This window comes from Clostridiaceae bacterium HFYG-1003 (genome assembly GCA_024579835.1).
Classification (GTDB): Bacteria; Bacillota; Clostridia; order Clostridiales; family Clostridiaceae; genus JG1575.
The window spans coordinates 1,373,734-1,399,271 of record CP102060.1; the positions used below are offsets into that span (position 1 = coordinate 1,373,734).

At 48.8% G+C, this 25,538-nt stretch carries 19 protein-coding genes; 5 read left to right on the forward strand and 14 right to left on the reverse strand.

The window, feature by feature from the left end; genetic code table 11:
* Positions 1-81: 81 nt before the first annotated feature.
* Positions 82-453 carry a hypothetical protein gene (locus NQU17_06225; GenBank protein ID UUM13151.1) on the reverse strand — a complete coding sequence of 124 codons (372 nt, stop codon included), beginning with the start codon at positions 451-453 and terminating at the stop codon, positions 82-84.
* A gap of 416 nt (positions 454-869) precedes the next feature.
* Between NQU17_06225 and NQU17_06230 the strand changes: the two genes are divergently transcribed.
* Positions 870-1,331: an Lrp/AsnC ligand binding domain-containing protein gene (locus NQU17_06230; GenBank protein ID UUM13152.1), complete on the forward strand. Its 462-nt coding sequence runs from the start codon at positions 870-872 to the stop codon at positions 1,329-1,331.
* A gap of 381 nt (positions 1,332-1,712) precedes the next feature.
* Here the strand turns inward: NQU17_06230 and NQU17_06235 are convergent, their stop codons facing one another.
* Positions 1,713-2,456, reverse strand: coding sequence for a 1-acyl-sn-glycerol-3-phosphate acyltransferase (locus NQU17_06235; protein UUM13153.1), 744 nt, complete (start codon positions 2,454-2,456; stop codon positions 1,713-1,715).
* A 146-nt stretch (positions 2,457-2,602) separates the two neighbouring features.
* Between NQU17_06235 and NQU17_06240 the strand changes: the two genes are divergently transcribed.
* The 3 genes from NQU17_06240 (at position 2,603) to NQU17_06250 (ending at position 5,877) form a co-directional block, all read left to right on the forward strand.
* Positions 2,603-3,499: an MBL fold metallo-hydrolase gene (locus NQU17_06240; protein UUM13154.1), complete on the forward strand. Its 897-nt coding sequence runs from the start codon at positions 2,603-2,605 to the stop codon at positions 3,497-3,499.
* A 61-nt stretch (positions 3,500-3,560) separates the two neighbouring features.
* Entirely contained in the window at positions 3,561-5,042 is a 1,482-nt protein-coding gene (gene gltX, locus NQU17_06245) for a glutamate--tRNA ligase (GenBank protein UUM13155.1), read from the forward strand.
* An 88-nt stretch (positions 5,043-5,130) separates the two neighbouring features.
* Positions 5,131-5,877, forward strand: coding sequence for an NAD-dependent protein deacylase (locus tag NQU17_06250; protein ID UUM13156.1), 747 nt, complete (start codon positions 5,131-5,133; stop codon positions 5,875-5,877).
* A 269-nt stretch (positions 5,878-6,146) separates the two neighbouring features.
* Here NQU17_06250 and NQU17_06255 read toward each other — a convergent pair whose 3' ends face one another.
* Together NQU17_06255 and NQU17_06260 are read right to left on the reverse strand one after the other, a co-directional pair.
* Positions 6,147-6,950, reverse strand: coding sequence for a patatin-like phospholipase family protein (locus NQU17_06255; GenBank protein ID UUM13157.1), 804 nt, complete (start codon positions 6,948-6,950; stop codon positions 6,147-6,149).
* A gap of 275 nt (positions 6,951-7,225) precedes the next feature.
* The gene (locus NQU17_06260) at positions 7,226-7,873 is read right to left on the reverse strand and encodes a helix-hairpin-helix domain-containing protein (GenBank protein UUM13473.1); all 648 of its coding nucleotides are present in this window, start codon (positions 7,871-7,873) and stop codon (positions 7,226-7,228) included.
* Between the two features lie 735 nt (positions 7,874-8,608).
* Here NQU17_06260 and NQU17_06265 point away from each other — a divergent pair.
* On the forward strand, positions 8,609-9,997 hold the full coding sequence (locus NQU17_06265; protein UUM13158.1) for a hypothetical protein: 1,389 nt from the start codon (positions 8,609-8,611) through the stop codon (positions 9,995-9,997).
* 433 nt (positions 9,998-10,430) lie between these two features.
* On the opposite strand, the gene NQU17_06270 is transcribed toward NQU17_06265, so the two are convergent.
* The 10 genes from NQU17_06270 to yqeK all read right to left on the reverse strand — a co-directional run bounded on the left by NQU17_06270 (position 10,431) and on the right by yqeK (position 25,491).
* Positions 10,431-11,597: an amidohydrolase gene (locus NQU17_06270; protein UUM13159.1), complete on the reverse strand. Its 1,167-nt coding sequence runs from the start codon at positions 11,595-11,597 to the stop codon at positions 10,431-10,433.
* 101 nt (positions 11,598-11,698) lie between these two features.
* Positions 11,699-13,303: a transposase gene (locus NQU17_06275; GenBank protein UUM13160.1), complete on the reverse strand. Its 1,605-nt coding sequence runs from the start codon at positions 13,301-13,303 to the stop codon at positions 11,699-11,701.
* A gap of 274 nt (positions 13,304-13,577) precedes the next feature.
* Positions 13,578-15,398 carry a glycoside hydrolase family 13 protein gene (locus NQU17_06280; protein UUM13161.1) on the reverse strand — a complete coding sequence of 607 codons (1,821 nt, stop codon included), beginning with the start codon at positions 15,396-15,398 and terminating at the stop codon, positions 13,578-13,580.
* An 8-nt stretch (positions 15,399-15,406) separates the two neighbouring features.
* Positions 15,407-17,833, reverse strand: coding sequence for a glycogen/starch/alpha-glucan phosphorylase (locus NQU17_06285; protein UUM13474.1), 2,427 nt, complete (start codon positions 17,831-17,833; stop codon positions 15,407-15,409).
* Between the two features lie 6 nt (positions 17,834-17,839).
* Positions 17,840-19,273 carry a glycogen synthase GlgA gene (glgA, locus tag NQU17_06290; GenBank protein UUM13162.1) on the reverse strand — a complete coding sequence of 478 codons (1,434 nt, stop codon included), beginning with the start codon at positions 19,271-19,273 and terminating at the stop codon, positions 17,840-17,842.
* A 15-nt stretch (positions 19,274-19,288) separates the two neighbouring features.
* Complete coding sequence (gene glgD, locus NQU17_06295; protein ID UUM13163.1) at positions 19,289-20,434, reverse strand: glucose-1-phosphate adenylyltransferase subunit GlgD; 1,146 nt, start codon at positions 20,432-20,434, stop codon at positions 19,289-19,291.
* Positions 20,434-21,567 carry a glucose-1-phosphate adenylyltransferase gene (locus NQU17_06300; protein ID UUM13164.1) on the reverse strand — a complete coding sequence of 378 codons (1,134 nt, stop codon included), beginning with the start codon at positions 21,565-21,567 and terminating at the stop codon, positions 20,434-20,436. Before NQU17_06300 ends, glgD begins: the two co-directional genes overlap by 1 nt.
* Before the next feature lie 194 nt (positions 21,568-21,761).
* Positions 21,762-23,693, reverse strand: coding sequence for a 1,4-alpha-glucan branching protein GlgB (gene glgB, locus NQU17_06305; GenBank protein ID UUM13165.1), 1,932 nt, complete (start codon positions 23,691-23,693; stop codon positions 21,762-21,764).
* A 183-nt stretch (positions 23,694-23,876) separates the two neighbouring features.
* Positions 23,877-24,905, reverse strand: coding sequence for an RluA family pseudouridine synthase (locus NQU17_06310; GenBank protein ID UUM13166.1), 1,029 nt, complete (start codon positions 24,903-24,905; stop codon positions 23,877-23,879).
* Entirely contained in the window at positions 24,859-25,491 is a 633-nt protein-coding gene (gene yqeK / locus NQU17_06315) for a bis(5'-nucleosyl)-tetraphosphatase (symmetrical) YqeK (protein UUM13167.1), read from the reverse strand. Before yqeK ends, NQU17_06310 begins: the two co-directional genes overlap by 47 nt.
* Between the last annotated feature and the right edge of the window lie 47 nt (positions 25,492-25,538).

Below are 25,538 nucleotides of genomic sequence, written 5' to 3' on the forward strand. Positions count from 1 at the left end.
CCGGCGGCCAGTATCAAAAATAACACGGACGGCTCATTGAGCCGTCCGTGTTATTTTGAAATGATTGAATCACCCGCGTGGTTACTTCTTCTTGTTGTTCTCTGTCACATCTGGTTTTGAAGCCAGCTTTGCGCGGTTTGGCTTGGCCTTTGGCTTCATGACGATTTGCTTTGTCGTCTTTTTAATCTTCAGCTTGCGGCGCAGATCAAAGAACCATAAAAAAGCAAACAGCGAGAACGTCAAAGGAATCAGATGCCAGAGTGAATTCGGATAATACGCGAGCAGTGCCAGCGCGGCTCCGAACAGGACGATGGATGCTGCCAGCATATACCATTTGTTCATACTGACTTTCCTCAGGTAATAGATATTGGCGAGATTGAACGCAATCATGACTAAAAATGCATAAAGCACCGTGAGAATCACGTCCAGGATCAGATTGTTAGTAAGTCTCATATGAATTCCTCCCTCACAGACACAAATCTATTTTAATGAAAAGCCGGATCTGTTTCAAGTCTTTTCCTTGAATCACGAGCGATTATCCAAGCGAAGAACTCACCTTCTTAAAAAATTCATGATACAGGCCAATATTTTTATGAGAATCATATCGATGTATAGTTATACGAATTTGATATTTATAATATAAACAGATTAAAAGGGTTTCCAAAAAGGATTAAGGCTACTTATCGAACTTTTTTTAATAGTTTCATAACAAAAGTGAAAAAACCCCTTTACAATTAAATTCAAATGGTTATAATTAAAACGTATCGAGGCAGAAAATTGGCAATATTTCGAGCTTCTACTTCGGATTCATTTATTTATAAAGAAAACCTGGGTAATTTTTTAATCAATAAGGGAGTTGAGGGAACTTTATGGCAGCAAGTGTACAATTGGACGATCTGGATCTGCAGATTCTTGATATTTTGATCAAGGATGCAAGAACACCTTACCTGGAAATCGCCAGAATTTGTCATGTCTCTGGAGGTACAATCCATGTTCGCATGAAGAAAATGGAAGATCTGGGGATTATTAAGGGAACCAAGATTCTTCTTGATATGTCCAAGCTTGGATATGATGTATGCTGTTTCATCGGCGTATATCTGGACAAGACTTCGTCATTCCAGGATGCAGTCAGTGAAATGGGCAAAATCAAAGAGATTGTTGAACTTCACTACACCACGGGAGCTTACACGCTTTTCGCGAAAGTTATCTGCAAAAACATTTCTCACCTGCAGGAACTGCTGCTGAGCAGCATCAACCTGATTCCCGGAGTTCAGAGAACAGATACATTCATTTCCCTGTCTCAGCCAGTCGACCGCAACGTTCGGCTCTAGTCTGCAGCAGGCTGCTGAAGTCCATTGAAATGGATTTTGGCACTTAGGATTCAAACAATCGCCCTTTTGGCCACCCCCTGATTCATCAGGGTCCGAGGCTGAAAGGGCTTTTTACTTTACCGTGAAGTCAGCACCTGAAGTGATCCTTGTCTCGATTCAGCTTTCATTGTCTTTCCGGATGAAATTCCTGAGGGATCAAGTGACCTGAAGTGTTTTATTGCCGGAACCAATCGTCCAAAAGTAGCCGGCCTTTTCTGTTCGTAAATAGACAGATAGAAAGTTATTATGTCCCAAATATATTTTGGAGAACAAAAAAGAAGATGCCGGGGTCACCCGGCATTTTCGCGACGTTCAAGCTGTTCAATAGTACCAGGGATTTCTTCAGGAAATCCCCTTGGCTTCATGGAGAAGTCGAATCTCCTCTTCAATCATGTGTCTGACCGTTTTATGGATCACCTTTTCCTCTTCCTTGGTCAGCTGATCCAGATAGATCGGCGGGAGGAATTTCATATAGATTGTCTGATTTTCCTGAAGCTTGCCTTCACCTTCAAAAACGCGATAGGCTCCGTCGATCATCACCGGTACAACCGGTGCCTTCGCTTTTTCCGCCAGCTTAAAGCTTCCCTTCTGGAATTCATGGACCTGGCTGGAGCGGGATCTGGTTCCTTCCGGATAAATGACTCCGTTGACGCCCTCTTCCCGCATTCTTCTGGCCGCTTCGTTGATGATCTGGACAGCAGCCCTTGGATCTTCCCGATCCAGAAACAGACAGCCCATGTCAGTCATCCACTTGCCGAAGACTGGCCAGCTTTCCAGTTCTTTCTTGGCCACAAAAATGGTGGGTTGATCCATCTGGTTCAAATGAGCCACCACGTCAAACAGACTCTGATGGTTACCGACAAAAAGGACGGGACCTTGCTTCGGGATGTTTTCCTTGCCTTCCGTAATAACATTGGCTTTGGCCGCTCCAAGGATCGAATCCGTATGATTGCGGATAATGTGGTAAGCTCTTAACCTAAGTTCCTTGACATCCAGTTTTTTCTTCTCCTGATTAAAGGTCAGTTTGCGCAGTGCAAACCCGACAAATGAGGGAGCATATCGTATGAGGGTGGTTACAGTTCCCATTGTTTTTCTCCATTACAACTTATTCTGCTTCGATTGTATCATATTCTGCTGAAACGGAACTATTATATCATAGTCTGTTGAGGAGGTGACAACAGTTGAAACACTGGCTGCAATGGAAAATTCAACTTGCCCGATTACGGCATCGCTTGAGAGCAAAACCTCGCTGCCTGCGCTGGATCCTGGCTTTCGTCCTTCCGGTGCTGCTGACCTTGACGCTGCTGTCGGTCTTTGGCTCGCAGCGCTGCTCCTGTCTAATTTCAGGCAATCAAGCCATATACGCCAACCTGCCGATTCTGATGAACCGGGATCCGGTCAAAATTCATGTCATTGATGTGGGGCAAGGCGATTCCACTCTGATTGAGTTTCAGGATCAGCGTATTTTAATTGACTGCGGCCCACCGGAGTGTTCCCTCACTCTCAAACGCTATCTCCAGGACCTGGGGATCCATTCATTGGATCTCCTGATTCTGACGCATCCTCATGATGATCATCTGGGGGGAGCAAGGATGGTGCTTGACAACTTCGAAGTGAAACAGGTGATGCTGCCGCACGACCTTGCCGGCAACGACCTGTTGGCCGACATCAGGCAGCATTTGGAAGACTGCAGAATCCCGGTAATTCATCCCCATCGGGGCATGAAACTGGAACAGGCTGACTGGTCCATGACCTGCCTCCACCCGCTGCTCAAATCCTACGAAAACCCAAATAACTATTCCAGTGTCTGGCTGATGCAGTATCAGAACATCCGCTGCCTGTTTCTGGCTGATCTGGAAAAAGATGAATTTTCCCAAATCCCCGATATTCGAATTGATTTTCTGAGAGCGGGCCACCATGGCTCAGCCACATCCTGTACCCCGTTTTTTTTACAAAAATTGAATCCCCTGCTGATCGGCATCAGCTGTGGTGTTAATAACCCTTTCGGTCATCCCTCTCCGGAAGTACTGGCAATGATCCAGGAACAGAATCTCCCCTCTTTCCGCACCGATCTCCAGGGAACGAAAGTTTTGTCATCCGATGGGATCTTCCTGCGCTGGGTTCACTGAGTCCGCCTTTTCATGTATAATAAAGTCAGAGATTTATTCCGAGTAATGTCGGATTTTTTTAATGTTAGGAGTTGGAAATATGAAAATCAGAACACGGTTTGCCCCCAGTCCCACTGGATACATGCATATCGGAAACCTGAGAACCGCCTTATATGAGTACCTGATCGCCAAGCACGAAGGCGGCGACTTTATTCTCAGAATCGAAGACACGGATCAGGAGCGCTTCGTGGAAGGCTCTGTCGATGTCGTCTTGAATTCGCTGGAAAAGTCGGGTCTGCATTATGATGAAGGTCCGGATAAAGACAAGGGCTATGGCCCGTACATCCAGTCTGAACGTCGCCCAATCTATAAGAAATATGCCGAAGAGCTCGTGGAAAAGGGAGAGGCCTATTACTGCTTCTGCGACAAGGAACGTCTGGATACGCTTCGGGCCCACTCCGAAGCCTTAAAGCGGCCCTTCAAGTATGATAAGCACTGTCTCCACCTGACTAAGGAGGAAATCGCCGAAAAGCTGGCTTCCGGCATGCCGTATGTCATCCGCCAGAACAACCCGACCGAGGGCGAAACGGTGTTTGAGGATGCCATTTATGGCAAAATCACGGTCGACAATCAGGAACTGGAAGACATGGTTCTTCTGAAAAGTGACGGTCTGCCGACCTATAACTTTGCCAACGTCGTCGATGATCACCTGATGGAGATCAGTCATGTCGTGCGCGGATCCGAGTACCTTTCCTCCGCCCCCAAGTACAATCGCCTTTATGAGGCCTTTGGCTGGGACATTCCGATCTATGTCCACTGCCCGCCCATTATGAAAGATGCTCAGAACAAGCTGTCAAAGCGCAGCGGCGACGCCTCCTTCCAGGATCTTTTAGACAAAGGCTATCTGCCGGAAGCGGTTCTCAACTATATTGCGCTGCTGGGATGGAATCCCGGTACAAACGATGAGATTTTCTCGCTGGAGGATCTGATCCGTGTATTTGACTATCATAAAATCAACAAATCCCCCGCCATCTTCGACAACGCCAAGCTGCGCTGGATGAATCAGCAGTATCTCAAGGCGATGGATGCAGAAACATTCCATGCTGTCGTTCTCCCCTGGATCGAACAAGTTACAGCGGGAACTGAGCTGGACACTCGAAAAATCGCAACCGTGCTGCACGAACGGACAGAAGTTCTGTCGGAAATTCCCGGACAAATTGAGTTCCTGAAAGAACTCCCCGTTTACGATACCGCCATGCACGTCCATAAAAAAATGAAAACCACTCCCGAAATTGCACTGACCTCCCTGCAGAAAGCTCTGCCCGTTCTGGAATCACTTCCAGAGTGGGACTACCAGAGAATTCATGACGCACTGATGGGGCTGGCTCAGGAGATGGGCATTAAGAACGGACAGATGCTCTGGCCGGTTCGAACCGCTCTCTCCGGAATGCAGTATACGCCCGGCGGAGCGTTCGAAATCGCGGATATTTTGGGCCGTGAGGAATCTCTCCGGCGCTTGAACATCGGCATCAAGCTTCTGGAGGAGGCCATTCTCTCCGTATAATCCATCAAAAAGGTCATCACTTGATGACCTTTTTGTTTCCTTCCTGTCGGAATATAATAAAATGACTACCTCGAAAGGCGGTGATCAAATGGAAGATAAGATGATCCGAACAGCTCGCATGAAGCTGGACTCTGCCCAGCGCATCCTGGTCATGTCAGGTGCTGGCCTGTCCACCGAAGCAGGAATTCCCGATTTCCGGTCAAAAAACGGCTTATACAGCCAGAATTTCTTTGGCTACAACCCGGAAACCATTCTGTCCCATGATTTTTATCTCAATCAGACGGAACTTTTTTACGATTACCTCAGAACCAGACTAAACTATACCGGAATCCTTCCGGATGAGTCCTATCGTCTGCTGGCTCATCTGGAAGCCACCGGCAAAGTCCATGCAATCATTACTCAGAACATCGATTCACTTCATTTAGAGGCCGGATCGGAACGGGTAATAGAACTGCATGGAACACTGAAGCGGTATTACTGTGACAAATGTGAAACGCCTTATGATCCGATACAAATGATGACCCCGGGGCAGTCGCCCCATTGTGAATGCGGAGGGCTTATTCGTCCCGATGTGGTTCTGTTTGATGAAAGTGTCCCCCGAATTGGTGATGCCTGGATGACCGCTGATCAATGTGATCTCCTCCTGGTGCTTGGAACTTCCCTGCGGGTCTACCCGGCAGCCTCCCTTCCGACCCTCTTCCTGGAGAAAAAGCTCCCGGTCGTCATCATCAATCGGGATCCTACCCCTTACGCACTGAGCCCTGGTGTTACCGAGATCAATGGTGAAATTGGGAAGACGCTTCGTGAGCTTTTTCCAGATTTCTTCTCCGAATAAATCGATGAAATTTCCTGGCTTTTTACAAAGCTCATTTTCTGACAGGTGTCCCGATCAATTTCCAGGATTGCGTCCCTGCCTAATTCCCAGATTAGTTTTTTGCGAAATGTCTCGTGAATTTCAGTTTGATTTTCAGTTTTGATTTCAATATTAGTTCATGAGTTCCAAAACCTTGTAAAACATAAATACTCGGAGGCACTCTCCCCCGTAAGACAACGAGAATCCCCTGCCGCGGCAGGGGATTCTCGTTGTCTTACTATTAATAATTGCTACGCGCTGATTAATTTGACCAGGGGATAATTGATGCCTTTTTCGTATCCTTCCTGAAAGCGCTGGGATAGGAATTTCGGATCAAAGTTATAAGTATCGGATACACCAAACGGTTCATCAGCTGAAATATAGATGATCCGTTCCCGCTCGGACACCGGAAGTGCCTTGAGGCATTCCAGATACTCATCGCGGCTGCCGTTATACCCAATGATGATGACGCGTTCTCCGGAATGATGGAACACATTGCGAATGAGGGCATTATTTGTCATTCCCCCATCGAGTTGAAAACCATCATAAATGTGGTTTCCCAAATCCTCTTTGAATTTGAGACTCAGGTCCGTTTCGCCGGCATGGCGTCGGAACTCATCCACAGACATCTCCGGGTAATTGTAGGGCAATAAGGAACTCCAGCGAATTCGTTCGAGAGCATAGGAAGAGTCAGCTCCCTTGATATCCTCCGTTATTTCCTTTAGCTTGCCGTCCTTCACCTGACTGTAGTTGACGTAAAAGGCCTCAATTTGATGATTTTGGGTACCAGGGACTTTCCTGAGATCCTCCATCAGGTAGGAGTTATCGATCACTTTTCCGGAAAAAGTCAAATCCTGATACTGGGGAGCCATATTCTTATACAGCCGTTCCAGCTCCGGATAGGCATTGTGCATGACATACCAGCCATTGATGGCACCGATGGAAGTTCCTGCAACGACGGAATACCGAACACCCCTTTGCCAGAAAGCACAAAGGATTCCAGCCTGAAATGCGCCTTTTGCGCCGCCGCCTTTGAGATATAAACCAAATCGCATTGTATCAGCTCACTTTCTCATGATGTTATTATGTTATCACTGATTCCGTCCATTTGGAATGGGAAGAATTAGCTGATTTATAAAACGAGGCATTAATATCCCTTATTAATTAACAGTTTAGATAGTAAGGCGATATTTTTTAAATTAATTAAAAATTCGATGATGAAATTTTTATGACCTTTGATTCGTCATTTCTTTATAAGTTGTCACCTTGTGCCATCGATCTTTCATTTATCTCATACATTCCAGCATAAACTGCATTTACCGATCAGGCTTCATGGAGAAACCATAAAATAATCCTTGAGTTTATCGTATGTTTTATCCCCAATTCGATTTACATTTTTTAATTCTTCCAGGGTTTTGAAGGGTCCGTTCTGAGTTCTGTAATCCACGATGTTTTTCGCCGTCACCGGGCCAATTCCCGGAACTGTCTGCAACTGATCTTCAGTCGCTGTATTAATGTCGATCTGACTCGTCTTCTCTTCTCCAGCGGCGGAAGTACTTTCCGGGGAAGCGCTCGCTCCTCCAATGGTCATCGCTTCATACTCTTCTTTCTTGATACCGGACGGCGGGATGAATACCACCTCTCCGTCACTGAGCTTTCTGGCCTGATTGACCCAATCCAGAGACCCGGAATGTGAAATTCCGCCACCCATTCGAATCAGGTCCGAAACCCGGCTTCCTTCGGGTAAATCATAAACCCCCGGCTGTTGAACCTGACCTTTTGCCTCACACACAATCAGGGCACTCCGAGAGCTTTCCCCTTGAGTTTCCCCTGATTCGGCTGTTTTTGAAGTCGAAGTGCTGATTTTGGATGAATCAGCGATCGATTCTAAATCCTCAACTTTGGTGGAAACCCGAATTCCTTGAGTCCCGCCGGCAATTCGGCACCCTGAGAGACATACCAGCATCAGTATCATCATCCATGCCACAATAGTCCTGCGCCTCTGTGCTCTGCGCGAACACTGGAGGGTGAATAACATTACTGCCCATCTTACAGCGTCTCTAAACTTGCCGTGGACCCGCTGAGGTCGATCTGTCATTTCTGCCCCGTTCCTGTGGAAGTCAGCGGACGTCACTACTGACATCTCCGACATGGCACTGCCCTCCCACCGACTCATTCCCGGGATCCTATTCCAACCTCTCATTGCATGCATATCATCTATTTCCTCCGCTCCTGTCGGAAAAATTATTAAGTAATCTCCCCTTCCTATTGATCGGTTCCGTAATGTTCTCAAGAATAGGCCCACCCCTGAGAATGGGAAACCGGATCTTTCGTTCCCGTTCAGCTCTTCCTGAACATTTATTCCGCCCTTCTCAACGGATTCGAAATCTCTCTGATGATATTTCCGGATTCATTCTTGATCTAAACATCGCTTCGCCGATCAGGCTGGTCAAATCTACTAAAAAACCATCTTTCTTACCCAAACCCGCCAGACAGGATCACAAGCTGTTCGTTCAGGAATTCCAGTTTGAAATGGAAGAATGAATCCTTCTGATGTTTCAATAGTTATTTGGGGTGGGATTTGCTATAATTTTAAGAGATGCCTCGCAGGCGACGCACTCAGCCGCAACCGGCGGTAGTAAAGCGCTGAGGATCTTGGAGGTGCTGCCTTATCATTACTATTAAGAATCACTATTATCATAAATTCATTCTGATGCTTCTGGCATTTCTGTTTTTGCTTCAGCCGTTTTCTGCAAGAACAGCCTATGGATTGGATCAAATCCCGGCTGTACCGTCTGTGACTTCCAATTCTGTATTTGTCATGGATGCGCGGACCGGAACTGAACTTTATGCCAAACAGCCTGAGGAACGGATCTCGACGGACGCGATGCTGCCGATGCTCATTGCCATGGTTGTCCTGGACGAGAAGAATCCCGATGATTTTGTGCTCGTCTCACAGGAGGCCCAACAAATGAGCACGAAAATTACAGGACCTTCCGGTGCAGCCGGCTTGAAGTCCGGTGAGCGCCTTTCCGTAAGACAACTGCTCAGCTCCATCCTCCTGGCGAATTCCCAGGATGCAGCAGTGGCTCTTTCATCCATCTTTGAAAATGACGGTCAGTTCATTGAAGCCATCCGTCAGAAAATCACTGATTTAAGCCTTAGTGATACAACTGTGACTACCTATTTGACAGCTTCCGTCACAACGGACTATACGACGACGCGAGACCTGGGAAAAGTTATGCGTGCTTCGCTGGCCTATCCGCTGCTGACACAGTTGAATCGGCAGACCACTTATTCCTTTGTGCCCAGCAATATGGTACCCGAACCGAGAACCATTCAGAATACGAATCAGCAGTTCAACCCCGACTCCGAATTTCATCTTCCTCAGCTTGTCGCAGGCTTTGCCAAGGAAGGCACGTTTGACCAGCCGCTGGACAACAGCTACGTCGGTACTGTACAGACCGAGCAAGGTCAATTTATTGTCGCTCTCGGGCATTCACAAACCAGCGAAGCAGGCTATGTCAATTCGAAGACCTTGTTTGACTGGTGTTTCCAGAACTTTCAGGCAGTCCAGCTGATCAAGAAAGATTCGATCATTTCCAATCTTCCGTTGTCAGACGGAAACATCCTGGATTTAAAAGCGGAAGCAGATGTCTACCATTTGATTCCGAATGGCACAATTACACCGGAATTCTCCCTGAACTTCATCCCAGCGGAGTACCAGGATGAAAACATCAAAGAAAATCAACTTATGGGCAGCGCCGAAGTTGTTGTTTATAACAAAGTCATCGGATCTGTCAATCTGCTCTCGAACCGGTCCGTGAACCCCGATGAGACGACGGATTCACTTCCCCAGGAGAGCCTTCTCGATCAAATTCTTCGCTGGATTCTTCAAATAGGAGTAGTCTTATTCTTCCTAATCATACTGGTTCTTACCATTCGAACATTCAACTTGATGAGACGCTCCAGAAAAAAGCAGGCTCAACTTCGTACTGCCCGCAAACTGCTGGAAGAAGAACAGCTGATCCGAGATGAAAAGCGAAAGAAACTGGCAGAGGAACGAAAACGGCAGGGAGTCATCAATCGCTCCAACTTTTAATCTCTCCTGATCGTTCTGATGCGATCGATCGGCTCTCCTCCCGGATTTCAATTCCTGCAGGAAACTCTTCTGGTTCAAGGATCCTTTTCTATGGTGTACTGTTTATTGGGATCTGATGGATCTTGTTTCGTGGACCTAACCCTTCATGGATCTAATGCTTTTTGGATCGTCCGCAATCCAGTAAGCGTCACACCAGGATCTGATCTTCTAAATCAGCTTTCATTGGAAAAACCCACAAAAAGGACCTTCAGCCGAAGTTCCTTTTTGTGGGTTTAATTACGATGTGATATACCCTTTGTGATTTGCCTTTGTGATTTGCCTTTGTGATATCCCTTTGTGATTTAGCCGTTGTCATGTTGTTCAAGGCTGCCGCGCTTTGTCATGCAGATCCCGGATCCTGGGTTGCCCTGTCGGTTTCGCTGAAGCAGAGAGATTAATCCTGATTCAGGAAATCCAGCGCAAACTGAACATGGAGGGCTGTACCGTACTTCATGTAATCTTCATCAATCTTGAAGCGTTCATGATGTGGGGCGTATATGGCATCGATGGCGGGGTTCTTGAACCCAAGGAACGCAAATGCGCCAGGTGCTTTCTGGAAGTAGTACGGTGCATCCTCAGAGCCCATATAACGGTTTAAATCCTTTTGTTTATCCGGTCCGGCGATTTTTTCGTAGGACTTGCGGGCAATGGCGGCAATTGAAGGGTCATTGTAAAGGCTCAGAGCGCTTTCTTCGATATTAACATCGACTTTCAATTCCCAGGCATCGGCAATCGCTTTGGCATGACGCTTGATGGCTGCATGAGCTATTTCCCTTGATTTCGGATTGAAATAACGCAGGGTGATGTCAAGTTCGGTAAATTTGGCAATAATATTGGCTTTTGTGCCGCCATGAAACTTGCCAACGGACATGACGAGGGGATTTTGCGCATCATTGTTCTTCGTAACAATTCCCTGCATCTCCAGGACAAACTGAGCGGCCGGATAGATCGTATCCTTTGCATTGTGGGGCGTTGATCCATGCCCTGAGATTCCTTCGAATTTAATATAGATGGTGTCGCAGCCAGCCATGCGGTATCCATCCTGTATATTGGCATATCCGGTATCCAGATCACTCATGCCATGAAGTGCGAACGCAGCATCGACCCCGTCCATACCGCCTTCTGCGACAATCTTCTTGGCACCGCTGAAGGTTTCTTCCCCTTCCTGGAAGAAGAAGCGGACTTCACCGGGAATCTCATCCTTCATTTCTGAAAGGATTTTCGCTGCGCCCAAAAGCATTGCTCCATGAGCGTCATGACCGCAGGCATGCATGATTCCATGATTCTTGGATTTAAACTCAACATCTGCTTCTTCAATGATGGGAAGGGCATCAATGTCACCACGCAGGGCAACTGTTTTGCCGGGTTTTCCGCCCTTGAGGGTTGCGATCAATGAAGCTGATCCAACTTTGCGGTAAGGAATTCCAAGCTGATCCAATTCTTCCATAATGCTCTTTTGAGTTTCAAATTCTTTTCCGCTCAGTTCAGGATTTTCATGAAGCTTTCTTCTGAATGAAATGATATAATCCTCAATTCCTTTTACCTTGTCAAGAATTTCCATCAAATAATCACCATTCCTTTTGTTTTTCTTAAGTTTTGTTTATAAACAGGCTGTGTTTATGATGTTTTAATTATATCCCAAATTCCTGGGAATTCTATAGTCTATACTTCAAAGTGGAGAATGGTTTGAAGAAATTCCTCCGGTTCGATGGCGAACGCGCTAAGAATGTCCTTTTGTTTCCTGGTCAGTGGCTGGAGCAAACTGCAGCCTGATCCATAATCGGTCCGCTTGATCGTTCCCATCTGTTTGACCAACCGGTTGATGGATTTCTCCCCGCTGTTTTTCCCATGATTGGTCAAATCCGACCACAGAATAAGACTCAAAAAGGCGACAAAGGCTTTCCCTTCTGTCGTCTTTTCTGTGTGCGTCAGAAAGCGGTCATAGTCGATGCTGTTTTTTAAATTCTGGAAGGCCTTCTCCACCATGTCCCGTCGCCCATAAAGTCGTAGTGCCTCCTCTGCGCTCTTATCCTGGGTATTGCTCAGCAGGCAGAACATGCCGGCCAGCTCAATCATCTCGGTGATCTTCTCGTGATTGCGTTCGTACTCCTCAATCGGTGATGCATTGCGTGTCACATCATAATACTTGTTATACCGAGTAATACTGATGGGCTTCATCTGATTTTGCAGCTCTTCCTCGAGACGATCAACATGCTGGTAGATCCGGGCTTCTTCATCCGCCGCACTGGATGTGTTCAGGTAGATGTGGAGGGTATAGGGCAACTCATTGATCTGGATCACTTTGGACAGTCCATAGCAGCTGGTCTGGGGGATGTGATAACGAGAGTGACGGATCACCGCGGTTGCCTCGATTAATGCCTGACGATAGATTTTCTGGGATTTGGGAGCAGCCATCAGGAAATTGAGTTGGTTCTGGGCCATGAAGCTCAGATTGTCCAGGGTGAGAAAGCCTCGATCCATGATGTAGAACAAATCATTGAGACCGACCAATTCGCCCAATTCCATCATATAGGGGAAAAAGGCCTTGTCCACGATACTTCCGCTGTAGATCTCATAGCAAAGCGGGAGGGCTGTCTTGGTGCCATAGAGCATGCCGATGTTGAGTTGCGGTAGGGTTTCCTGATCCCGATTATAGCCGTACTCTGCCATTTGGATCTCCGCATAGGTCGATATGCTCGTCACATCATAAGCCAGGGTCTGTTCCTCGTCTTTGTGGAGAGCACTCCAGAGCTTAAAAAACCGAAAGCGCTGCTCTTCGCTGATCTGTGCAAACAGTTCGCTGCTGCGCTGGGAATTCAGACTGAGCCTTGTAGAAAGTAGGCTCTCCCGGATGAACAGATCCAGATTCATCATGACATTGCCTTCGCAGACCATATAGATGGCCATCGCCAAAAGCTCTTGTGCCTGCAAGGGAAATACCTGTTGTAAAGCCTTGGTCAATCCAATAGCCTCAGCTCGCTGCCACAACAGAGCGATATGACCAGCCGCCAGAACCTCTTGAGGCGGGGTCAGGGAAATGGCATCGACTGGCAGCGGATAGAACTCAGTGAATCGTTCATTGGGGATCATCCAACCGGGACGAGTAGGATCCTCTTTGCCAATGGCAACTTCCTTGGCTGTAGGGGTACCCAATGCGTTTCTGTAGCGTTTTTCGACATGATAGACGCGTCTGGGCTTATCCGGGCCATCTTTTTTGTAGGTGATGCGCTCCGTGGGAATTGGGATTGAAATATTGAGCATTGCCATAATATCCCTCCTCTGTAGACTACTTATATTGTAGTCTACAGAGGGGTAATAAGCAAGATAAAAATAAATTAAGTCACAGAGCCATCTCATATGAAATCGGCTCTGTGACTTAATTCGAGGGAAATCCAACATCTATGTCACCCAATTGGGAGATCAAACCGAAGGTGTAGACTATACTATTTCCGGGAATTGGGGTTATATCACAACGTCTTTGCCTTGTAGTCTGTTCGCTTGTCAAAAATATAGTTATGAAAAACGAACAGCTCAAAATCTGTTATGATTTTGAGCTGTCGATTCGATTCGATCCCGCCTCGGAGATGAAATGGATAAATTCATACGGTGGAATGGTCTGATGGACGATTCCCAGAAGCGGAACTTCTTGATGAATCTCCTGCTGAACTGAAGTCGGATTGCAGGCAAAAAGGTGATGCGTTGTTCCATCGGTTCGTATATAACCGAAGATCGGTTCCTGGAAGAATGGATAAAATTCACCATGGGTGAATATTGGATCGCTCTGCCGGAGTCTGATGGCAGCCTGATACATCGCCAGGACTTCCTGATCTTCCCGGCCCCAAGGGAAGGTCGCTCGATTATGGGGATCCCGTTCTCCCTGGAGGCCGGCTTCATCGCCGTAGTAGATGCAGGGTACACCCGGCAGCGTCAGCAAAAGATGCACCGCCAGGCGCAGCAGCACATTGCTGTTGAACTCGGTCCGGATTCTGCGCGTGTCATGAGTACCCAGGGAGTTTAAATTGGAATAGAAGGCTTCCCTGGGGTAATTTTCTTTTAATGACATGAGGATGCGGTAAATATCCTCTGCCCGGATCTGCCCGTTCAGATACCGTATGATGGAGTCCTTCATCGGATAATTCATGACGCCGTGGAGTTCATGTCCCAGGAAATATTCCCGCCGAGTGGAATAGGCAATTTTATTGGAGGCATCTTCCCAGACTTCTCCGATCAGCACCAGCTCATGACTGTTGTCCAGCCGGTCCATCGCCTGTCTGATTCCCCGGATAAAGAAATCCGGCAGTTCATCCGCTACGTCCAGCCGCCATCCCCTGACCCCCATCCGTAGCCAGTAAGGCACCACCCCGTTTTCATCATTCATAATGAAATGCTGATAACTGGGACTGCTTTCATTGACATTGGGAAGGTCTGTAACACCCCACCAGCATTCGTAGCTCGAGGGGTACTGGCGGAAGTTATACCAGTCAATATATGGAGATTTCAGGCTCTGAGACGCCCCAGTGGTGTCATAGGTCCCTCTGGCGTTGAAGTAGCGGGAATCATCCCCCGTGTGGTTGAAGACTCCATCCAGGATCACGTTGATCCCTTCCCGATTCAGTTCTTCCATCAGTTCCGAAAACATCTCATTGGTGCCCAGCATCGGATCAATTTTATGATAGTCTCCGGTGTCATAGCGATGGTTCGACCGGGCTTCAAAGATAGGATTCAGATAGATTCCCGTGATTCCCAGGCCTTTGAGATATCCCACCTTTTTTCTGATGCCTTCCAGATTTCCGCCGGAAAACTCCCAGCGCTCGATTTCACCTTTGGTGTTTTTCACATAGCAGGGGGAGTCGTACCAGTTGGCATACAAAAAGCTTCCCGGCTTTGGATTGGAGATGCGGCCATCGTCATTGCCGTTGAAAAATCGATCCGGAAATATCTGATAAAAAATGGCGTTCTTATACCAGTCAGGAGCCGGTCTGGTATATTCATGAACCGTAATCTGAAAGGGCCGCAGGCGAAACTCCTGCTCGTAGGGGACTGCCAGCCCGCCCAAAGCATCATGACTGTTGCCGAAAAAGGTGGTATGACCCTGGATACTGACGGAAAACCAGTAGAACCATAATCCCGTAGCATCAGGAACAAGGGTGGCAGTATGGCTGCCACCCGCCCGGTTCATGAGGAGCGTTCGTACCTGTTTCTCCCCCGCTTTTTCATGGTAGTAATTCAGGTAGCAGGTCACCTGATTCAACGCTCCGGTCTGAATTTCAAATCCGATGCTGGTATCCGGCGTCACTGCCCCGAAGGGATTTTTACAGTTTAGATCATGTGAATTGAAATAAATCTCATGGAGACTGCTCATATATTATCCTATCGTTCATAGCTTCTGGTTCCCCAGATTCCCACCGCATACTGACGGACCGTATTGTCCGCGGAAAACGCGCCGGAGGAAGAGATGTTTTCAATGGACATCTTGTTCCAGACGAACCGGTCCTTATAAAGGTTGTTGATTTTAGCCTGGGCTTCGACATAGGAATCGAAATCCTTCAGCAGGAAATACTCATCGTTGTAATCCACCAGGGAGCGGAAAATATCCCAGCCTTCCGTCTGGATTCCGGGAATAAACCCGTTGGTTAAGGAATCCAGCACTCGTTTGACATTCGAATTGGAATTGTAGATATCTCGGGCGACATAGCCGCCATTGCGGTAATAATCCAGGACTTCGTGCTCATTGAGTCCGAAAATCACGATGTTGGGGTCCCCTACTTCCCGCAGAATTTCAACGTTGGCTCCGTCCAGCGTTGCCAGCGTGACAGCTCCGTTCATCATGAACTTCATGTTGGAGGTGCCCGAGGCTTCCTTCGTGGTTGTGGAGATCTGTTCGGAGACTTCCGTTGCCGGAATGATTTTTTCCGCCAGAGTCACGCCGTAGTTTTCCAGGAAGACGACTTTAATCAGGCCTTTCACCCTCGGATCGTGATTAATCTGCTTCGCCAGGCTGTTGATGAACTTAATGATCTGCTTGGCGTAGAAATATCCCGGGGCTGCCTTGGCCGCAAACAGAAACGTCCTGGGCTGCATGGTGAAATTTGGATTCTCCAGGATCTCATGATACAGGTGCAGGATATGCATCGCATTGAGCAGCTGCCGTTTGTAGGCATGAAGCCGCTTAATATGGACATCAAAAATGGAGGACGGATCCACCTGAATCTGGTTGGCTGACAAAATGAAGCGGGCCAGGCGTTCCTTGTTGTGGTGCTTGATTTTCTCCACTTCTTCCTGGACTTGAGAATTGCGCTTGTATTCCTTGAACAATTTCAGATCGGAGGGGTTGCGCCGCCAGGATGTGCCAATGGTATCATCGAGGAGTTCGGAAAGCTCTTCGTTGGCCAGCATCAGCCAGCGCCGGTGCGCGATGCCATTTGTCTTGTTATTGAACTTGTAGGGATACAGCTTATAAAAATCTTTCAATTCCTGCTTCGTCAGTATATCGGTATGAAGCTTGGCGACACCGTTAATGGAGTGGCTACCGAAAATGGCCATGTGAGCCATCCGGACCTGTCCATTTCCGATTACCGCCATGGAATCTACCAGAACCGGGTCCTTTGTCTTCTGCAAAATCTTGCGGCGCATTCTCTGATCAATGGCTTCAATAACCAGATAGATCCGCGGAAGCAGATTCTTCATCATGTCCAGCGGCCACTTTTCCAATGCTTCGGACATGATCGTGTGATTGGTGTAACTCATGGTTTTCTGGGTAATTGCCCAGGCGTCTTCCCACTCCAGCTTCTCCTCATCCAGCAGAATTCTCATGAATTCAGGAATGCACAGGGCCGGATGGGTGTCATTGATGTGGATCGCCACAAATTCATGGATGGTATGAATGGGTTCGCCCAATTCCTTAAATCGCCGGATGATATCCTGAACACCGGCTGACACAAAGAAATATTCCTGTTTCAACCGCAGCAGACGTCCTTCGTAATTGGAATCATCCGGATAAAGGGCTTCGGATATTGCTTCAATGCTCCGTTTGCGTTCCAGTCCGGAATGAAAACCGGTCAGATCGGTCGAAACCGAGCCGGTGGCCAGATAGGGTTCTTCCGCGGACCAGAGCCGCAGTGAATTTACGGTTTTATTCTCATATCCGATCATGGCCGTATCATAGGGTACTGCCAGAACTTCCTCATAACCATTGTGATGGCATTTGAGGGATCCGTCCGCCTGAGGTTCCATCCAGGCATCGCCGTAGAATTTCACGGTCAGCGCTTCATCCGATCGCCGATATTCCCAGACATTGCCGTCCCGCAGCCAATTTTCAGGCAGCTCGACCTGATAGCCATTCACGAACTTCTGCCGGAACAGTCCGTATTTATAACGGATTCCCATGCCGGATCCCGGAATTCCCGAGGATGCCATGGAATCCATAAAACAGGCTGCCAGTCGGCCCAATCCCCCATTGCCCAGGCCGGGGTCCACTTCATAGGCCTCGATCTTCTCCAGATCCAGTCCCAGTTCCCGCAGTCCCGCCTTAGCGGTTTCCCGGATACCTAAGTTAAGCAGGTTGCTGCCCAAAAGTCGTCCCAGGAGAAACTCGATGGAAAAATAGTAGGCCTGCTTTTCTTTATATTGCTTGTACTTTTTCTGTGTTTTCGACCAGTTCTCTGCCTGGTACTCCTTGACCAGGGATCCCAAGGTCTGGAACAGCTCATAATCTGAAGCCTCTTCCAGCTCCACTGGGAATTTTCTCAACAGTGTCCGCTTGAAGTCATCTTTGAACTGTTGTGTCGTTAATTGCATCATTCGTTACTCCATTCCTGTGATATCGCGATAAATCGCCTCATATTCACTGGCTGACCGAAGCCAGCTGTGATCCGCCGCCATATCCGCGCGCACGATGTCCTGCCAGGCATTTTGGTCCTGGTAAACATACAATGCCCGATAGACGGCATCTTTCAGATCAAAGGCATCATAATTCGCGAAGGTAAAGCCAAGACCTTTTTTTGTATATTGGTTGTACGGGATGACAGTATCTGCCAGACCGCCGGTCTCCCGGACAATCGGCACCGTCCCATAGCGCATGGCAATCATCTGAGTCAGACCGCAGGGTTCAAACTGGGACGGCACAAGAATCATATCACATCCGGCGTATACGCGCTGAGCCAGCCCCAGATCAAATTTAATCTGACTGGAGATCTTCTCGGGATACTGAAATGCGAAGTAGTTGAACATATCCTCATACTTTCGTTCTCCGGTTCCGACAACCACCATCTGGAGTTCCTGATTCAGGAGTTCTTCCAGACCTTTAGCAAGAATATCAAAACCTTTCTGGTCTGTCAAACGGGAGATGATTCCGATGAGCGGAACCTCTTTTTGCGGCAGTCCCAGTTCGTCCTGCAGAGCCCGTTTGCACAGTTTCTTGCCGGAGAGGTCCTTCAGGGAATAATTGAACGGAATAAACTGATCCGTTGAAGGATCATTGATTTTCGTATCGATGCCGTTAAGGATGCCGGTCAGTTTGGAATCGATCCGGCTCATCAGTCCATGAAGTCCCTCGCCATAGAAGGGGTATTTGATCTCCCGGGCGTAGGTGGGAGAAACGGTTGTCACCCAGTCCGCGTAATTGATTCCGCCCTTCATGTAATTGACATTGCCATAGTATTCCACTCCGGTATCGACCATGACAGAATCACCTACAGACAGGAGGTCACCCAGTGCTTCAAAAGGGAAAATCCCCTGAAATTTCAGGTTGTGGATCGTCAGGACGGTCTTGATGTCCTGATATGCTTGGATCCAGGAATACTTGACTTTGAGGAGGAGCGGAATGATAGCCGTATGCCAGTCATTGCAATGAAGGACATCCGGAATAAACGAGATCTTCTCCATTGCTTCGATGACAGCCTGGGAAAAGAAGGAAAACCGCTCGCCATCGTCAATGTAGCCGTAAGTGCCTTCCCGGTCGAAATAATACATGCTGTCGATGAAATAGTAAGTAATCCCGTCGATTTTTAAGCTTTCGACCCCGCAGTACTGCTGGCGGTAGGATACATTCACCGTAAAGTGGGCCACATGCTTCATTTTATCCCGATAGCGGGAAGGGATCTGAGTATATTTCGGCAGAATCACCGCCACTTCGATTCCTTCTTCTTTCAGCGCACGGGGCAAGGACCAGGCGACATCGCCCAGTCCTCCGGTTTTTATGAAAGGATGACATTCTGATGTGACGAAAAGTACTTTCATGGTGTTTCCCTTTCCTTAAATCACTGAATCTTTGACCAGAACCAGCGGATTTTTTTCGGTTCCGGACATGATCTGTCCTTCTGACACGATGACATTTTTATCCGCAATGCAATTCTTCAGGTTCGCACCGGCTTTGATGGTTCCGTTTTGCATAATGATGGAGTTTTCAATCCGTGCCCCTTTTTCAACAATGACCCGACGGAACAGAATGGAGTTCACTACTTCCCCTTCAATTTCGCAGCCATTCGCGATCAGAGAATTGGTGACGTTTGATTCCGGTCCGTAGTATGAAGGATTTTCGTTCCGAATCTTCGTATTGATCTTCGTGCTGCCATAAAACAGATCCATCAGGTGCTTCTCATTAAGCAAATCCATATTGGAGTTGTAATAATTGCCGATGGATGAGATGAAGGCGATAAAGCCCTTGAATTCGTGACCGCGGTAATTGTAGAGCCGGGCCGCGTCATGGAGAACCTCCCGCATATAGACAGAGCCGCCGCTGGAGACGGCATCCTCAATCAGTTCCTTGAGCAGGCTGACTTTGAGAACATAGATCTCCGTGGACACCTTGGTCATCTCCGTCGTATTCTGACCGGCTCGCTTGACAATCTTAATGCCGAACGAACGAACTTTGCCATCGTCATCGGTATTTACTACATAGGCATTGTTATAGTAGGGATCGCTGGAGTCGTAATTCTTATAGACCACCGTTACGTCAGCCTTGGACTCGACATGGGCGTCCACCACTTCCTTCAGGTCGATGTTCATGACCATGTTGGAGCCGGCAATGACTGCATACTCGCAGTTTGACTTGTCCATGATATCGATGTTGTTGTAGTAGTTCATGATGTCGCCCTTGAGATCATAGCTGTGATCGGGCGTGGAGTGCGGCGAGAAATAGAAGATACCTCCGGACATGCGGTCCATGTCCCAGGGCCTGCCGGAGCGGATATGGTCCATCAGGGACCGTTCCTTGTCCTGCAGATAGATGCCGATGGTGTCAATGCCGGCAGCACTCATGTTGGAGAGCACAAAGTCGATGATTCGATAACGCCCGCCAAACGGAATGGCTGCCACCGGTCGATGTGCCGTCAGGGATTTCATCTGAAAATCAGGTTCCACCAGATTGATCAGGCCTAAGACCCGGTTAATTTTAGCCATTATTCTGCACCTCCTACGACACTGGATTCCGCAACCACCTGAATGGTCTGACCATCGCCTATGGTCTGCCCGTCGGCGATCCGGCAGTTTTCACCGATCATCGCCTTGTTGATGACACAGTTGTCCCCGATGACCGTATTAGACATAATGATGGAATCCTTGACCAGGGATCCTTTGCCGATCCGGACGCCCATGGACAGTACAGAATGGCAGACTTCGCCGTGAACAATGCAGCCTTCAACGATCAGTGATTCCCTCACTTTGGCATCACTGGTGATATACTGCGGCGGCATCGTATGATTGACCGAGTAAATTCTCCAGGACTGATCCTGAATTTTCAGCTCGGAGTCTGGATCGATCAGATCCATATTAGCTTCCCAGAGCGATTCAATGGTTCCGACGTCCTTCCAGTAGCCCTTGAAGGGATACGCCACGACCGCCTCCTGATCCTTGATCATACGGGGAATCACGTCATGACCGAAATCAATCATGCCATCGCCGTTTTCGTCCTTGATGGTGAGATATTTCTTCAGCGCGTCAAAACTGAAGATGTAGATGCCCATGGATGCCAGATTGCTCTTGGGTTCCTTCGGCTTTTCCGCGAACTCGGTGATGAACATATTCTCGTCGGTTGCCATGATGCCGAATCGGGAAGCTTCGTCCCATGGCACTTCAATGACGGCAATGGTCAAAGCGGCTTTCTTTTGCTTATGGAAATTCAGCATCTTTTCATAGTTCATTTTATAGACATGGTCACCGGACAGAATCAGGACATATTCCGCGTCCACGGCTTCGATGTAGGGCAGGTTCTGATAAATGGCATGAGCCGTCCCCTTAAACCATTTTTCCTCAGTCGCTGAGGCAAAGGGCTGGAGAATGGATACGCCGCCGTCCCTTCCGTTCAGGTCCCAGGGGCTTCCGTTTCCAATATGCTCATTCAGAATCAGCGGCTGGTACTGAGTCAGGACCGCGGCCTTGCGGATTTTAGAATTGGCACAGTTGGACAGGACAAAATCAATAATTCGGTATTTTCCACCAAATGGAACGGCTGGTTTGGCCAGGTTCCTGGTGAGAGGACCCAGTCTGGATCCCTGGCCACCGGCCAGGATCATTGCGAGCATCATATCCTTCATGCTAACTCCCTGCTACCTTGCCTTCCTGTGATTCCTGCAATTACCGGCAGTGCCGGTCTTAAGTTCCGATCCTGGAGCTGACCGTACGGTAGCGTATCCTTTCTGTCTGTATTTTGTGCTCCTTTGCAGGGAAAGACGAGTAAGTTCTTTCTTATGTTGATCTGATTTCTTTTGATCCGAATTTTTTGATCTGATCAGTTTTTAATGTCTGTGCTGCGTCTGCGGTCACCTTTGAGAGCAACCGGCCGAATGATTAAACCCGACAAAGAGGGACTGATGACTTCGATATAGTAAGGCATGCCGTCGGTCTCCCCCTTTTTCGATTCAAACCGGCCCTGAGTTTCATTCCAGACGCCGCCGAACTCCCGCAGTTCCGTATTGATGACTTCTTCATAAACCCCCTCATAAGGGACTCCGATTCGGATCCCCTCGAGTTGGGCATAATCAAAGTTGAACAGGCATACCATGAAGTCCTTCTTGCGGCCGCCCCGGCGCAGGAACTTAACCAGGCACTGGGGATTTTCAACATCCAGAATGTCGATGCAGTCACTTTCCGTTTCATTCTCATACAGGCACCGTTCGCGGCTGTAGAGCTGATTCAGCTGCCGCATCAGGTTCTGAGCCCCGGCGTGCTTCTCATTCTGCAGCCCAACCCATTCCAGTTCTGTATAGTAGCGCCATTCCATCCACTGGGCAATGTCATTGGTCATGAAGTTTAATTTTTTGCCCGGATGCATGAACATATAGCTCATGAGCAGCCGGAAGCCGGCGAACTTGTTGTAGAGATCCATCGGCTGTTTTTCCACCAGGGATTTCTTGCCATGCACCACTTCATCATGGGAAAAAGGCAGGATGTACTTTTCCTTGAAAGCATACATGAAGGAGAAATTCAGAAGCCGCTGGTTGAAAACCCGATGTTCCGGCAGGATTTCGATATAGCGCAGAATATCGTTCATCCAGCCCATATTCCATTTGTAATGGAAGCCCAGGCCCCCTTCTTCCACCGGCTCCGTCATGCCGGCATAAGCCGTGGACTCTTCTGCCATCATGAGCACCCCGGGGAAATGAGCTCGGATAACCGTGTTGAGCTGCTTCAGGAACTCCAGGGCGGCCAGATCGGTATTTCCACCCTGTTCATTGGGGATAAAGCTCTTTCCGGCATAGTCAAGGTAAATCATGGAAGAAACCGCATCCAGCCGCAGGCCATCGACGTGGAATTCGTTGATATAGTACCAGGCATTGGAAATCAGAAAGCTTTGCACTTCGTGCTTGGAGAAGTCGAAATGCATCGTTCCCCAGCCTTCGTTGTAAGCCTTGTTGTAGTCCATCGGCTCATAGGTGGCCGTGCCGTCAAAGTAGCGCAGTCCGTGTTCATCGGTCACATAATGGCTCGGTACCCAGTCCAGAATGATTCCAATCCCGGCTTGATGCGCCGCATCAACAAATTCCCGGAACATCTCCGCTGTCCCGTAGCGGCTGGTCGGTGAATAGAATCCGGTGACCTGATAGCCCCAGGACTCATCATTGGGATGTTCCATGATGGGCATGATCTCGATATGGGTGTAGCCCATTTCGCTGACATAAGGAATCAGCCGTTCCTTCAGTTCTGAATAGTTGTAGAAGCGCCCGTCCGGATGACGCATCCACGACCCCAGGTGAACCTCATAGATGCTCAGGGGATTCTTGTAGGGATTGAACGCCCGCCGCTGACGCAGCCAGTTGGCATCATGCCAGGTCATGGGCTGCAGTTCAGAGACTCGGGACGCTGTCCCGGGACGCACTTCACTGGCAAAGGCAAACGGATCCGATTTCAGGACCACCTTGCCGTCATGATGGAAGATCCGGTATTTATACAGTGCCCCTTCCACATCACCGTCCACCCGACCTTCCCAGATGCCGGTATCCTCCTGGCGAGCCATGGGCTGGCCCCCCCAGTGATTGAATTCACCGGTCAGTTCAATGTGCGCGGCACGGGGAGCCCAGACGCGGAAAACCCAGCCCTCGCCCTCGCGGTGCGCTCCGAGGTAGCGGTATGCCTGGTAATTTTCGCCCTTGTTGAACAGATATCCCGGATCCACTACGGGACCCGCCTTTGCAGGTACTTTACTTCTTTTGTTGATCGTCATTTTCTCTCCTGTTGGAATCAATTCAATGAATTCCAGTCGAAATTGATTTCATTTTTTCAATAGCAAGTGTGGTTTACTGTTAATTCATATTATTAAAACCTCTTAACAATATAATAACAAAAAAGACTTGGATTAGGGTGAATCCAAGCCTCCAACTGAGATGATTTTATACAAATTTAACGTTTAAAGGCCGATTGACTGTTCATTATTGTTCGAATCCCCCACCCCGCCGCCGGAAACGGTCCCAACCGCTTCCCAGTCAATCGTGCGCTCTGCTTCAGACGCATTGAAGGTTCCGCCGTGTTCCCGGATGAAAACCTCCATATCTGGGGGCACCGGTGCTTCCAGTCGAATCCATTCTTTGGTCATGGGATGCAGAAGTTCCAGTCGCCAGGCATGGAGCAGCTGACGGGGACGCTCGCTCAGCAGGGGCCCGCCATACAGTTCATCCCCCACCAGGGGGTGTCCCATGTGGCTGGCGTGCACCCGGATTTGATGGGTTCGACCACTGCCCAGGACAAACTTGACCAGGCTGAAGCCGGAAAATTCGGTCAGCACTTCATAATGAGTCAAACTGGGCTGACCCAGCTCGTGGACGCAGCGGCGATGATCGTCCGGATCTGGCCAGTAGATCGGACCGTCCATCGTTCCTTGTCGGTGATCCCAGATTCCTTCCGTAATGCCAAGATAGGTCTTAACAGGCTTCTCGCCTCCCCGGTAGCGGGCAAAGGCGGAATGAGTAAACTGATTTTTTGCCACCAGAACCAGTCCGGAGGTGTTCATGTCCAGGCGTGAAACCAGTCGGACAATGGCCGGGTCGTGATGTTCCTTAAAGTGCCAGAGCAACCCGTTGGTCAGGGTATCGTCCTTATGATTTTTCGTCGGATGCACTACCAGGAAGGGCGGTTTGTTCACCACGATGAGACTGGAATCCTCATAGACAATAGCCAGGTCCATGGGAACTTCCAGCATATCCTGGCTCTCCTCCCGGTCCAGATTAATCCGAAGGAGTTCCTTGCCTTGAATCCGGTAATCCAGATGGACGCTTTTGCGCCCAATGTAGATCTGACGGTCCATAGCCAGCCGCTTGATGTTGCGGCCGGACAGCTTCAATTCGTCCCGCAGGAAATCCCTCAGTCGTTTTCCCTGGTATTTTTCGTCCACTTCAATCCGAAGGACATTTCTTGGTCTGGTTTCTTTCGGTGTTGCCATGCCTGCTCAGTTCCCTCCCTGCGTCCAGTGTGTACGGACAGATCTCTGCTCCCCGCTGCTGCAAATAACTGGCTGCGTGCCGCAGCGCCGCCAGGCAGCCTTCGTCCAGGCCCAGCTGAGATGCCTGACGAATCTCCTCCACGCCCGGAAAGTGGCGGCCCGGCTCGATATAATCGGCCAGATAGATTATTTTCTCCAGGTCCGACATGCCGGCCCGCCCCGTCGTATGATACCGCAGGGCATTCAACAGATCCGGATCGGTCACTCCGAAGCGGTCTCTGGCAGTTATGGCTGCTGAAAAAGCATGCCAGACTTCCCGGTAGGGCTTAATCAGCGCCAGGTCATTCGACCCTTCTGCCGCCAGCTGCTGCCAGAGCCGCTCCGGATTCTGCCCCTTGTCTGCATCATGCAGCAGGGCTGCCAGACGGACTTTTTTCAGAAACATTCGGCGCTGGGACCGCGACTCAAAGCACACATGAGCCTTTGCCAGCTGTTCGGCTGTGCGTCGGGTGTTCAATGTGTGCTCGTAGCGCCGTTTATCCAGATTATTCTTCAGGTATCTCTTGATGTCTTTCGTCCTGCCCATCGCATTGATCCTCATACGGTCCGTTCCAGCAAACCCGGGGACAAGCC